This is a genomic window from Rahnella sp. BIGb0236 (assembly GCF_004364755.1).
Taxonomy (GTDB): Bacteria; Pseudomonadota; Gammaproteobacteria; order Enterobacterales; family Enterobacteriaceae; genus Rahnella; species Rahnella victoriana.
Genome location: NZ_SOAO01000012.1, coordinates 46,349 through 59,342, shown reverse-complemented (window position 1 = coordinate 59,342; position 12,994 = coordinate 46,349). Strand labels below are relative to the sequence as shown.

Below are 12,994 nucleotides of genomic sequence, written 5' to 3'. Positions count from 1 at the left end.
AAAAAGGTGCCGTGTTGAGCGGCACCTGTTGAATGTCAGAGGTTATCTTCGGCGACGTAATATTGCGGGTCATCCAGTTCATGCGAACAGAACGGTCCGGCTTTTTTGAGCAGACTCACGCAGTCATTGCTCAGATGGCGCAGACGAATCGTTTTCCCGGCCTCAAGATAACGGGCGGTCAGTTTGTCAATTGCCTCCACCCCGCTCGAGTCCATCACCCGCGTACCGGCAAAATCCAGCACCACGTTTTGCGGATCATTTTCAGGATTAAACAGCTCAGCAAAAGTCGCTGCGGAGCCAAAGAACAACGGCCCGTCCAGTTTGTAGACCGCCAGATCGCCTTGGGTTTTGTGCTCACGAATGCGAATACGCGCCTGCTGCCAGGCAAAGACCAGCGCAGAGATGATCACGCCGCTGATCACCGCCACCGCCAGATCGGTGAAAATGGTAATGACGGTAACAATCAGCATCACCAGCACATCAGCTTTCGGCATGCGGCGAAGACGGCGCAGCGAACTCCACTCGAAAGTGTTGTAGCACACCACCAGCATAATTCCCGCCAGTGCAGCCACCGGCAGCAGACCGATGTAACCGGACAGGCTGACCACAAACAGGATCAGCAGAATCGCCCCCACCGTACCGGAAATTCGCCCGCGACCGCCGGAGGTGAAATTGATGATCGATTGTCCGATCATCGCGCAACCGGCGAAGCAACCGAACAGCCCGCAAATGGTATTCCCCGCGCCCTGCGCGATACTTTCACGGTTACCGTTGCCCTTTTGATTGCCCATTTCATCCAGCACCGTCATGGTCAGCAGCGATTCAATCAGACCAACCAGCGCGATCACCACCGCGTAAGGCAGCACGACTTTCAGCATGTCGATATTGAACGGCGCGACCGGCAGACTGAAGTGCGGCAACGCACCGGAGATATCCGCCAGATCACCCACCCGTAATGTGTGCAGATTAAAACCAATCGCCACCGCGGAGACCACAATCAGCGCGGCCAGTGAGGACGGAATGATTTTGGTCAGTTTCGGGAACAGCACCACCACCGCAATCGCCAGCAGCACCAGCCCGTACATCAGCGGCCCCTGCCCGGCAATCATGTGCAACTGCGCCAGCATAATGACAATCGCCAGCCCGTTCACAAAACCATGAACCGCAGGTAACGGTACCAGGCGGATAAATTTCCCCAGACGGAACACGCCAATCAGGATCTGAATAATCCCGGCAAAAATCGTCGCCCACAGCACGTAACCCATACCGTGTTGCGCCGCCAGACTCATCAGCACCACCACAATGGATCCCGCCGCGCCCGACACCATGCCCGGTTTGCCGCCGAACAGCGCGGTCACCAGCCCGATAATAAACGCCGTATGCAATCCGACAATCGGGGACAGTCCGGCCACCAGCGAAAACCCGACGGCTTCCGGGATCATCGATACCGCCACCACAAATCCGGCCAGCGTTTCATTCTTCACTTCAGATAACTTCAGACCACGCGGACTAAACATAAAACATCCGGTACATTTCCCGATCAGTTAAAAAATTGTGACAAGTATCTAAAAATGGCCGGTACGAGGCAAGGTTTAATCCGGGGAGAAGACACAAGCGGCCCCCACAAGCGGATCGAGAAAAAGGTGGTTCTCGTGTATAATGCGGGGAATTGTGGTCATTACATCGTGCGATTAGATTTAATCGCTTGATAATTAAGATATTAAGGTGAGAAAAACATGGGATTCAAATGCGGTATCGTGGGCCTGCCGAACGTCGGTAAATCAACTCTGTTCAATGCGCTGACCAAAGCGGGTATCGAAGCAGCAAACTTCCCGTTCTGTACCATCGAACCGAACACCGGCGTCGTACCGATGCCAGATGCACGTCTCGACAAGTTGGCTGAGATTGTCAAACCACAGCGTATCCTGCCGACCACCATGGAATTCGTGGACATCGCCGGTCTGGTGAAAGGCGCATCCAAAGGTGAAGGTCTGGGTAACCAGTTCCTGACCAACATCCGTGAAACCGAAGCGATCGGCCACGTTGTGCGCTGCTTCGAAAACGACAACATCATCCACGTGAACAACAAAGTCGATCCGGCGGATGACATCGACGTTATCAACACCGAACTGGCGTTGTCTGACCTCGACACCTGCGAACGTGCTATCCACCGTGTGCAGAAACGCGCCAAAGGCGGTGACAAGGATGCGAAAGCCGAACTGGCCGCGCTGGAAAAATGTCTGCCACAACTGGAAAACGCGGGCATGCTGCGTTCACTGGATCTGACAGAAGAAGACAAAGCAGCCATCCGCTACCTGAGCTTCCTGACCCTGAAACCAACGATGTATATCGCCAACGTTAATGAAGACGGTTTCGAGAACAACCCTTACCTCGACGTGGTGCGTAAAATTGCCGAGGCCGAAGGTTCCGTAGTGGTTGCCGTCTGTGCTGCCGTGGAATCAGACATCGCTGAACTCGACGACGCTGATCGTGAAGAATTCATGGCTGAGCTGGGTCTGGAAGAGCCGGGTCTGAACCGCGTGATCCGCGCCGGTTACGAACTGCTGAACCTGCAAACGTACTTCACCGCAGGCGTGAAAGAAGTCCGTGCATGGACCATCCCGGTCGGCGCCACCGCGCCACAAGCCGCAGGTAAAATCCATACCGATTTCGAGAAAGGCTTTATCCGCGCACAAACCATCGCGTTCGAAGACTTCATCACCTATAAAGGTGAACAAGGCGCGAAAGAAGCCGGCAAAATGCGTTCAGAAGGTAAAGACTACATCGTGAAAGATGGCGACGTGATGAACTTCCTGTTTAACGTCTAAACAGAAACGTCAGCTTTACGCTCTAAAGAAAATCCACGCGAAAGCGTGGATTTTTGCTTTTCAGACACCCAACAGGGGTTTCGGCGTGGATGTGAAAGGAAGGTACTGGTAGGCCCAGGTCTCCGACAGGGTCTTATCTCCTGATTTAAGGTAGAGTCTGAGTTCAACCGGTTCCTTACCGTCGACATGCAGATCAAAGAATACCCGCCAGCGGTCCTTTTCGCCGGGAGATTTTTCCACCTGAATACCTGACAGCTTCCCGCGAGACGCGGAGATGATGGCCTCGGGTTTCGCATCGGCAGACAATGTCTTTAATTCGCCACCGGTAAACTCAACCAAAAATTTACGTGATTTAGGATCGGGATAAGCGCCGGGATTGCCCCCTCTTCCCAGCCGCGTCGCCCCGCAGCGAGCCAGTGTCGAAGGAAAGGGTTCATCAGCCAGCCAGTGCATCCGGTAACTGAACTGATGCTCGCTGCCTGCTTTTGCTTCCTGCTCCGGAACCCACATCGCGACGATATTATCGAAAATCTCGTCGTCGGTGGGGATCTCGACTAACTGCACCGAACCTTTGCCCCAGTCGCCTTTCGGCTCAATCCATAGATCCGGACGTCGTTCATAACCGGCGGATCCCAGATAACTGTTAAAGTCGCGCTCTTTTTGCCTCAGCCCGAATCCCCGCGGATGCGTGTCACTAAACGATGAGACCTGGACCTGCAACGGATTGTTTAACGGACGCCAGATGTGTTCACCACTGCCCGTCCACAAAGCTAACCCGTCGGAGTCATGCACTTCCGGCCGCCAGTCAGAGCCGGATCCTTTGGCCATTTTGGAAAACCAAAACATAGAGGTCTGCGGCGCAATGCCAAAGCGGCTGACGTCCCGGCGTAAAAACAGCGAGCAGTCGACATCCATTACAACGCCCTTTGTCCGGTGCATCACGAACCGGTAGGCACCACAAATACTCGGGCCATCCAGTAAGGCGTAAACCACCAGTTGATCATTGTCTTCTTTCGAGGCTTCAAACCAGAAATGGGTAAAGTCCGGAAACTCCTCTTTGGTGTCGCCAGACACCGTATTAATCGCGATCCCGCGTGCGGACAAACCAAACTGTCCCTGCTCGCCCACAGCGCGGAAATAGGACGCCCCCAGAAAGGACACCCAGTCTTTTTCGTTTTTGATATTTTGCCGATTCTCCAGCACACGGAACCCGCTGAAGACATCGCCTTTGAGTCCTGCCTGCAGGCGCTGAGCATCCGCCGGGAATGTAAAGTAATCAATATCCTGGATGATGTCGCTGGCCTGATTATTTTCAACCACTGACATTTTTACCGGCAGATGATGCAAGGCACTGACGCAAAAGAACGTAACAGGGAAACGGCTTTCGCCATGACTAAACAGCGCATACTCAGGTTTATAAATAATTTTACGGTAAACATCGTAATTGATATCGGCTAACGCGCTGTCAGGCGGAGTCTCAGGGGCGTGGTAAGGCTGTTGGGCAAGCGTCTTTGCCTGCTGTATCAATCCGTCAAAAGTAAAAGCCTCAGGCTTTCCGAGTTTTAAGCCCCGTGCGGCAAAAACTGCCGGAGTAAACCCCAATGCCGCCAGCGCCATCGAAAATGACGTATACGTCAGCAAGTCACGTCGTGTAACCATCAGGTGCCTCTCTCCATGTTTCTGAATAAAGTGTGTTTACCGGCAAGCTAAGAGGCCATGTAATGAATACGCCTTTTCAGATTCTAGAATAATTCTGAGGAAAATGAAGGTTCCGTAAATCTGAATCGATATGCTACTTAGAGGGCATTTCCGGGAGTCGCGTCTTTCCTCAACTTGTTTCAGCCCTGTTGCTGTTAGCCCCTGTTTTTTAAACGTTTATGTCGACTTCTGTTCTAAACACTTGCTCATTAGGCGGGATGTTTGGAGAATTTGACTTATGTCAACATACCTAAAAAAGACTGAACTTTTCTATTTTTATGCCGATATGAAGATAGTTGGTGACACATCCTGTCACGCGACGATGTTAGAATTTGCTGATTGAAATATTAACTCGTCAAAAATGGTTGAGAAGGATGAACTCACACCGGTTAATGAATAGGACGTTGATGATGCACATTGCTGACAAGCGTGATAATACACGACATGAACTACTGATAGACAGGATCTTCGGTATCTTCGAGCATATATATCAGGGTAAAACAATTAATAAAGACTGGTTGTGCAAAGCTTATAACATTACTTCCCGCACCGCCTATCGGGATTTAGCGCGACTGGGGCATTTGCTCGAAGAAACCTCATCAGCAGGTAATTTTGTACTGAATAAACATTTGCAACCCAACTTTAGCAATTCTGCGCTTAATCAATTTGCACAGTGGGTTGACGTGGCGAAACTATTTTCTGATGCAGATGGCAAAACACTGCGTAATGAACTCGCTTACAAAGATGCTGTTATTATTACCGGCAATACGACACAGGATAATCGTCTGATTAAAAGTGTCATGCGCGATCTTAAAGAAGGGATCACACGGCATCGCAGCATCAGTTTTACTTATAGTGGAAAGGCCCGACAGGCTAACCCCTACAAGTTGATAAACCAAAGTGGTATCTGGTATTTAGTAGCCGAGGAATCTGGAAAATTAAAGTCATTCAATGTAAGTAAGATTCAGTACTTATTTTTAATGCAAGTTGTTTTCATACCCGATCCAACCCTTGAGAAAGAAATTACTGAGGGCAAAGGGATTTGGTTTGGTGAAAAGACGAGCGTTACGTTAATTGCTTCCAAAAAAGCAGCAGTCTACCTCAGACGACGTCAGCTTTTTCCTGACCAGAACATTATTTCCGAACACACAGATGGCAGTATTACGCTGACCGCTAAAACCACAGATGCTCAATTGTTATTCCGCTGGCTGCGTTACTGGCTGCCAGAAATAAGCATTGCAGCGCCATTACGCTGGCAGGATGATTTTAATCGGGAATTGCAGGCCAGTGTGGCTCAGATGCAGCGTGATATCGCAAACATCAGCTAAGGATATCAGCATTTCAGTCAGACCGGCTGTCATTCAACTACAGTGGCTGATCATTTTTATCGGCCCGCAATTATTGTGACATAGTATCGATTCAGATTAAATTACTCATAGGGATGATTCGTTAATGTTAACTAGCCAGAAAAATTTTTCAGAATATCTAAACAAACTTGATAGTCTCATGCAGGGCTCCGAAATAAGCTGGGATCAAACTTTAATCGGGCAGATTAAAAACACCCCGCTTCTTCTCCCGGTTATAGGCGCTTTTAGCGCAGGAAAAAGCTCCCTGCTGAATACATTTATGGGTATGGACATATTACCTGTTGGTATTGCGCCGGAAACGGAACTGGCGACAGAGCTCCACTTCTCGCAGGAATCTTATCTTTTGGCTATTCGTCACGATGGCAATGAAGAACGTTTAGCTGTTGAAGACCTTACGCTGGTAAACAAAAAATCGGCGGAATACTCACATCTGCGTCTGTATATCAACAGCCCTGCACTTGAAGCCATCGCGCCCCTGATACTCGTGGATATGCCGGGTTACGGTTCTTCTCTGGAAAACCATAATAAGGCGCTGGCTTATTATCTTCCACGCGGAGTACATTTTATTGTTGTCACGAGCATAGAAGAAGGCACCGTCACCCAGTCAGTACTTCGTCATCTCGATACCATCAAAGTCTATGGAGGCGACTTCTCGTTTATTCTCAGCAAGACAAATTTGCGGGCGCCTGAACAGGCGTCGGAAATTACCGATTATATCAATGAACAACTTCAACTCTATTTTGGTGCTGATAAGCAGGTGATTCCCCTCGATAACCAAGCTTCCGACACCTTTAACAAGGTACTCTCTGCCATCAACCCTGATTTAGTGTTTCACAACCTGTTTATTGACCGGTTAAAAGACCAGAACATCGATCTTATTAATCAGATCAATTTTGCCAGCAATGTGATTAAAAACAGTAAGAATGTTAATGACAATGCTTTCAGGGCACTTGAACAAGCATTGGATGGACTCATACAGCAACGAAATAAAACACAGGAGGATATGAAATTCCGTTTTTCAACGCCTCTCATCACCCGTTGCATCAATGCTATTGATCGTGACCTGAATGGTCAGATTGACCGCCTGGCTAACTTTTCGACCACAAAAAATGCAGCAACAGCACTGGAACGTGAGATCTCAGAAATTATCAGTTCCAATTTAACGCGCACGTTAAAGCAGGAGATGGATCAGATTTCCGCCGAAATGATTCAAGAACTGGCTGTTAACCTGACGAAAAATAATGAGATGCTTGACTCACTTGACCATAACTGGGCCAAAAATATTGCTGATAAGACAGAAGCAAAACTCAAAGCAGTCAGTGGATTTATTGAAACAATGAGCGAGAGACTTCCCGGTAAGGAAGACGCAGGAAAAGTCTACCGGCTGTTTTCTACCGTTCTGGCAATCACCACTTCAGTAATCAGCCCAGTTCTGGAACTTGTTATTGTATTTTTGCCGGATATCATTCGCCTTTTATCTTCAATCAATGCGGAAGAAAAAGCGCGAAAGAACTTATTAAATTCAGTATTCCCCGGAATAAAAAGCGAGCTGCGCAACTTGCTTCCTGAGATTGTCGATGAGCAATTATCAAAATTACTGAAAAGCGTTAGCGACGAATTTGAAGAACAAATTAACCAGCAAAGAATATTAATCACGCGCTATCAACAAGAACGTGAAATGGCGCAAGAGACGATCGATAAACAGCTTGAAATTTTTCAGGATCTGTCGGTTGAATTAAAAGCATTAGCTACATCCTATTTATACTGCTAATCAGGACATGAAAATGGATTATCAAAATCTTATCGAGAAGGCAAAAAAACTCGAGGCATTATTTCCTAAAGTCTTTGATCTCTTTGAGCAGGAAATTCAGCAACTAAAAAATGACCAACATCTTGATTCGGCAAGTTCTTTGTCTGCCGCCTGCGAGAAGATTAATCAGGACGGACGGTTGCTCAATATAGGTATCGTCGGACGCGTGAAAGCAGGCAAATCATCCCTGCTGAATGCTCTGTTTTTCGACGGCCAGAACATCTTACCCAAAGCTGCAACCCCCATGACTGCGGCTCTTACCACTCTGACTTATGGTGAAAAATTCAGCGCATCCGTTGAATTTTTTACTGCTGAGGATCTCAGGCAGATCACACATAATGCCAGCATATATGCAGGTGAATTAAGCAGAATAAAGGAAAAGAAATTTCAAGAAATCTCAGCACGTCCCGCCACCTCTTCCTCTCCGGATATTGAACGGCTTACAACGATCATTGATAAACAAGCATTGCAGGAAATTCAAACCCGGATGCCAGAGGTTTGCGCCTCGCATGATCAGTACGAACGGATGCAGAAGTCCGGATTAACGCCAGCAGATTTGCAATATGCAGGCGCTATAGAACCAGAAAATCGGGAAGCCCTTTCGGTTCAGTTACTCGACTATGTAGGGGCAAATGGGAAATATATGCCCTACACCAAAGTCGTTCATATTTCTATGCCTCTCGATGCCCTGAAAGATATCTGTGTTATTGACACGCCGGGAATGAACGATCCTGTACAGTCTCGTGAAGCGCGTACTGTTGATCTTTTAAAAACCTGTGATGTTGTTTTTATTGTCAGCCCGGCAGGACAGTTCCTCAATGAAAATGACCTGGAGGTGATAGGACGAATCACCGCAAAAGAAGGTGTACAGGAGTTGGTTCTGATTGCCAGCCAGATTGATACGCAGCTGTATGGCAGTGAAAAACGTCCGCTCTTAAATCAAACGCTCGATAATATTAAAGCCTCGTTAGCAAAAAGAGCGTCCGCCACACTGAGCAACCTCAAACGTAGTTATCCAGAAATCGGTACGGTCTTTGACAGTATTATTCGCGCACCGGCTGAGCATTTGATGCATTGTTCAGGTGTAGCACAGGGCATTTCTTGTCGTCTGGAGACCCCTTCCTCCTGGGATGCCAATGAATTGAAAACCTGGGAGAATTTGACTGAAGATTATGGCGATTATTTTTCACGGCATAATCCGCAGCTTACGCAGAACAGTCTGGCCTCACTGGCCAATATTGATAACATCCATCAAAAAATTGCCGCAGTGCGTGACAAAAAAGATGGCATCATGGCGCAGAAAATGCAGTCATTGATCACGCAAAAAGAACAGGTTATCACCCGTTTTATCGAAGAATTGCTTCAGAAAATCAGACAGCGTATCACTTTGATTAATAGCACCGATCTGGGTGCATTAGCGAAACAAAGCAACGCATTGGTAAAACAACGGAATGTTTTGGATAAGAGAATAAATCTTATCTACGAAAACTGCGTAAACCACTATTACAACGAAGTGTCTGCAAAGCTGAATATTGAAGCGGACAAGTTGTTCCAGCAAACGTCGCAGTCTGTTGAAGATCAACGCACCACTGAAACAATAAGTATTACTCGCGATAAAGCGGGCGCTTTCAGCTGGGTTGCACGTAAATTATGGGACGGCGGGAAAGAAACCACATCGAAAACGCAAACATTAATTAATACCGCTGCGGCGGAAGAATCCTTACGCAAATTTATTCGCATGAGTAATGAAAAATTAAAAACTGCCGCTAACGAACAGCATAGCGGGTTAGAGAAAGAAATCAGTAAAAACATCACCCCGAAGATCGACGAAATCCTGGAGGGAGAATGTGATGTGATGATGATTGCCGATGTTATCCTTTCAGTCGTTAATCAGATCCCAAAAGAAAAACTGACACTTAATATCAATTTCCCCGACGGACTGCGCGCTAAAGGCACGCTTAAAGGTGACCCTGCGGATGATTATATCGATGAAGCTGATAATTTCATAACTAACATCCGCACCATTATTGATAATGATATAGAGCATTATTTTTCACGGGTTAAAAATACGATTCCGCCGACGATTTCCTCGTCATTTGTGGAAGAACTGGACAATAAGATTAACCAGATAGCGAACCAGGTTGAAAATAGCACTCAGACGATTGACCGTCTGCAACGTTTCACCGTTCAGCTTCAGGAGGTCCAGCCGTGAAACCATCGCTAAAGATTAACCAGGCTGTTTATTCTGACCTCGAAATGTTGACCCGTTTCTGGTGTTTTAAGCGTAAAGCGATCGCGGATGCCGTTTCCCAATCCGTGGCTGAATTTGAAAAGAATGTCGCTGATAAAATCACCGAACTGACGTTAAACCATCAGGATCAACTGGCGCATAAAGACAATGAGTATCACGAACAGCTCGATAATCTGACAAGACATCATCAGGATGAACTGACACAGCAGAAACAGATTCTGATGGCCAAAATCAGTAAGCTTGAAACAAATAACGATGAGCAAAGACAACACAACGAATCACTGACGGACAAGCTGCAATCGCTTAATGAAACGGTGATCAGCACCGAAGCGCTGTTGTCTAAAAATCGTGATCATATGCAGGTACTTGAAGAAATTAAACATGAACTGGATGAATCCCATCAGCAACTTCAGCAGGATTACTCTCAGCTTCATCAGGATAACCTGTCGTTAAGTGAACGCTTTACATTAGTTCAGTCCATATTGTCCGCGCGACCGTTAAGAAATGCCGGACTCGATGAATTTCGTGACATTTTAAATACTGACTATGCCACATTTGCCGCCGAAGAATCGTCGCTGGCTGACGAAGCAGGAGCCCTGATCGCACTGCAAAAAATATTGGCTGAATTGGAGCATGTGAATACATTCCCGGCTGCCTCGGGCAAAACGGTTGTGGGGGTTGCCGGTGGGTTCAGTAGTGGAAAATCTGAGTTTATTAATAGTTTTATCATGGATAAATCGATAAAACTGGCCACCGGCCTTAATCCGGTTACCATAATCCCAAGTTTTATTGTGTGCGCTCCCTACTCCCGTATTTGTGGCTATTCAAATAATGGCGGAGGTATTATTTTGAATAATAAGACCTATACCGCATTGTCTCATGATTATGTTTCAGCATTTGGTTTTGACCTGCGTAGTATTATGCCTACGATCAGCCTGCAAGCGCCGATGGATGAGACTTTATTTGAGAATGTCTGTCTGGTCGATACCCCCGGATATAATCCAGGAGCAGGTGAATTAGCTGAAGGAGCCGATCATAACAATACCGTAAAATATCTTGAGCAGTGCACCGCCATGATTTGGGTTATTGGCCTCGATCCTGCAGGGACAATTTCTCAGTCTGACCTTGATTTTATTTCTCGTCAGTCTTTCACTGCTGAAAATGTGTATATCGTGCTGAATAAAGCCGATGTAAAGTCGCTGGAAGATATTGAGTCCATCATGGAAACAGTAACAGACCAACTGATGTTTTCAGGTGTGGGTTACGCCGGTATGACAGCCTATTCTTCGACGCGCAAAGCAACGTACGCAACTGATGGGATTACGCTGGAAGAATTTCTCAAAACACAAAATAAACGGCACAATATTACGTCAGGTTTTGAGGATAAAATTGACACAGTATTCAAACTCTACGGCAAAGCATTGCGCAATGATATTGAACATATTCATCTCTTACGCGTAAGGATAAAAGATTTACAACTCAAGACACTGGTGGATGCAGGTGCGAAAGCGGTGAAGGATATTCAGCATGTCACTGACTTCTTTAGTCAGGAACTTGGGGCTGAAAACCAACTCAAACAGTCGCTTGAGCAATCAGAAAAGCTGAGTGCCATGTTTCGGGCAGCGGCACGGCGGGCTATTGCGGTTATCCAGCAAGGTGAAACTGCTCAGGGCTCAAATCCATAAAGCCCTGCCTGCGGATCATGCGATTATCTCGCGGCTATTTGGGGGAATACTTGTCACAGCAATGCCCCGCTTCCAAACTTATCCTTCAGGAAAATACAATGACGACCTTAAATGAAAGACTGGCATGGCGCTATGCCACCAAGAAGTTCGATGCGACCAAAAGCGTCCCGGCTGACAAACTGGAGCGTATTATCGAGGCTGTGCGCCTGGCACCGACGTCCAGCGGGCTGCAACCGTTTGAGTTGCTGGTGGTGACCAACCCGGATGTTCGCGCAAAAATCCGTTCCGTGGCCTGGGATCAGGCGCAGGTTACCGACTGTTCCCACCTGCTGGTATTTGCTGCATGGGATGACATCACGCCTGAGCGCGTAAATATGATGTTTGACCTGACTAACGATGTACGTGGCTTTAAAAACGAAGGCTGGGAAAATTACCGCCAGATGCTGCTGGGCATTGTGGCTGAACGTGGGACCGAAGCGAATTATCAGGCCGCCGCGCGTCAGGCGTATATCGGGCTGGGCGCTGCGCTGATCGCCGCCGCCTTTGAAGAAGTCGATGCCACGCCGATGGAAGGTTTCGATCCTGTCGCCGTAGATGAAATCTTAGGTCTGAAAGAGAAAAACTTACGCAGTGTGGTGATCTTGCCGCTGGGCTACCGCGCCCACGAAGGTGACTGGCTGGTGAACCTGAAAAAAGTGCGCCGCAGCCGCGAAAACTTCGTCACTGAAATTAAGTAAACTCTGGCAACCGGCCGGCGACGGCCGGTTGCCAGATAGTGACTTAAAAAAGCTTCTGTATTTGTCATGGTTATTTAGGCACGACGAGCCATTCCCCCCCTGCCGAATTCACTTCGTACGCGTTTACCTTTTCTGGCATGAATAACAGTGTTCCTACTTCGCCTCAAACTTCAGATATCCCGCCACACCACCTTCGCCGCCATCTTTCGGATGATGAATACCGTCAGTGACTGTCACAGAGGCAAAATCAAATGGCGAAACACCTTCGAGGCAGGCGACGTTGACGGCAAACTGTTCGGGGTTGGAACGGCTCTGGTGAAACGTATAGATACCGCAAACGGCACAAAAATAGTGGGCGACGGATTGAGTATTGAAACGGTACTCCGTGAGGTGTTCTTTTCCCTTTATCACGTCTACCTCTGAGGCGGCCGCCACCACCGCACCGCGCATGCGGCAGAAGGAGCAGTTACAGCGACGGACGGCATTCAGCCCGTCAATGAGTTTCACGTTAAAAGCGACAGCACCACAATGGCATTGAGCCGGCATTTTATCTGACATAACTCTCTCCACATCAGTAAAGGAAGGTCATTCTTCGATATCACTATAGCCAAGAGTATT

9 protein-coding genes are annotated in these 12,994 nt (G+C 47.7%); 6 read left to right on the top strand and 3 right to left on the bottom strand.

Translation table 11 applies throughout. The features are described from left to right. Window positions 1-35: 35 nt before the first annotated feature. Window positions 36-1,517, bottom strand: coding sequence for a SulP family inorganic anion transporter (locus EDF78_RS20075; protein ID WP_133823780.1), 1,482 nt, complete (start codon window positions 1,515-1,517; stop codon window positions 36-38). Window positions 1,518-1,736: 219 nt separating this feature from the next. Here EDF78_RS20075 and ychF point away from each other — a divergent pair, with 219 nt between their 5' ends. Beyond that, window positions 1,737-2,828, top strand: a complete 1,092-nt coding sequence (gene ychF / locus EDF78_RS20070) for a redox-regulated ATPase YchF (protein ID WP_095921980.1) — start codon at window positions 1,737-1,739, stop codon at window positions 2,826-2,828. A gap of 60 nt (window positions 2,829-2,888) precedes the next feature. Here the strand turns inward: ychF and EDF78_RS20065 are convergent, their stop codons facing one another. Further along, window positions 2,889-4,445, bottom strand: a complete 1,557-nt coding sequence (locus EDF78_RS20065; RefSeq protein ID WP_243839470.1) for a glucan biosynthesis protein D — start codon at window positions 4,443-4,445, stop codon at window positions 2,889-2,891. A 488-nt stretch (window positions 4,446-4,933) separates the two neighbouring features. On the opposite strand from EDF78_RS20065, the gene EDF78_RS20060 reads away from it, so the two are divergent. The 5 genes from EDF78_RS20060 (at window position 4,934) to EDF78_RS20040 (ending at window position 12,376) form a co-directional block, all read left to right on the top strand. After that, window positions 4,934-5,854, top strand: a complete 921-nt coding sequence (locus tag EDF78_RS20060) for a WYL domain-containing protein (protein WP_166654481.1) — start codon at window positions 4,934-4,936, stop codon at window positions 5,852-5,854. Between the two features lie 124 nt (window positions 5,855-5,978). Next, window positions 5,979-7,664: a dynamin family protein gene (locus EDF78_RS20055; RefSeq protein ID WP_133823778.1), complete on the top strand. Its 1,686-nt coding sequence runs from the start codon at window positions 5,979-5,981 to the stop codon at window positions 7,662-7,664. Window positions 7,665-7,677: 13 nt separating this feature from the next. Further along, on the top strand, window positions 7,678-9,915 hold the full coding sequence (locus tag EDF78_RS20050) for a dynamin family protein (RefSeq protein ID WP_133823777.1): 2,238 nt from the start codon (window positions 7,678-7,680) through the stop codon (window positions 9,913-9,915). Then, a complete protein-coding gene (locus EDF78_RS20045; RefSeq protein ID WP_131692761.1) occupies window positions 9,912-11,639 on the top strand; it encodes a hypothetical protein in 1,728 nt (575 codons plus the stop codon). The genes EDF78_RS20050 and EDF78_RS20045 overlap by 4 nt, the downstream gene beginning before the upstream one ends. Before the next feature lie 98 nt (window positions 11,640-11,737). Beyond that, window positions 11,738-12,376, top strand: coding sequence for an NAD(P)H-dependent oxidoreductase (locus EDF78_RS20040; RefSeq protein WP_131692760.1), 639 nt, complete (start codon window positions 11,738-11,740; stop codon window positions 12,374-12,376). A 153-nt stretch (window positions 12,377-12,529) separates the two neighbouring features. On the opposite strand, the gene EDF78_RS20035 is transcribed toward EDF78_RS20040, so the two are convergent. Then, window positions 12,530-12,934: a GFA family protein gene (locus EDF78_RS20035; RefSeq protein WP_133823776.1), complete on the bottom strand. Its 405-nt coding sequence runs from the start codon at window positions 12,932-12,934 to the stop codon at window positions 12,530-12,532. Between the last annotated feature and the right edge of the window lie 60 nt (window positions 12,935-12,994).

Excerpts from the sequence above, each read along its gene's own strand:
- EDF78_RS20075 (WP_133823780.1), bottom strand. The coding sequence starts at position 1,517 with ATGTTTAGTCCGCGTGGTCTGAAGTTATCTGAAGTGAAGAATGAAACG.
- ychF (WP_095921980.1), top strand. The coding sequence starts at position 1,737 with ATGGGATTCAAATGCGGTATCGTGGGCCTGCCGAACGTCGGTAAATCA.
- EDF78_RS20065 (WP_243839470.1), bottom strand. The coding sequence starts at position 4,445 with ATGGCGCTGGCGGCATTGGGGTTTACTCCGGCAGTTTTTGCCGCACGG.
- EDF78_RS20060 (WP_166654481.1), top strand. The coding sequence starts at position 4,934 with ATGATGCACATTGCTGACAAGCGTGATAATACACGACATGAACTACTG.
- EDF78_RS20055 (WP_133823778.1), top strand. The coding sequence starts at position 5,979 with ATGTTAACTAGCCAGAAAAATTTTTCAGAATATCTAAACAAACTTGAT.
- EDF78_RS20050 (WP_133823777.1), top strand. The coding sequence starts at position 7,678 with ATGGATTATCAAAATCTTATCGAGAAGGCAAAAAAACTCGAGGCATTA.
- EDF78_RS20040 (WP_131692760.1), top strand. The coding sequence starts at position 11,738 with ATGACGACCTTAAATGAAAGACTGGCATGGCGCTATGCCACCAAGAAG.
- EDF78_RS20035 (WP_133823776.1), bottom strand. The coding sequence starts at position 12,934 with ATGTCAGATAAAATGCCGGCTCAATGCCATTGTGGTGCTGTCGCTTTT.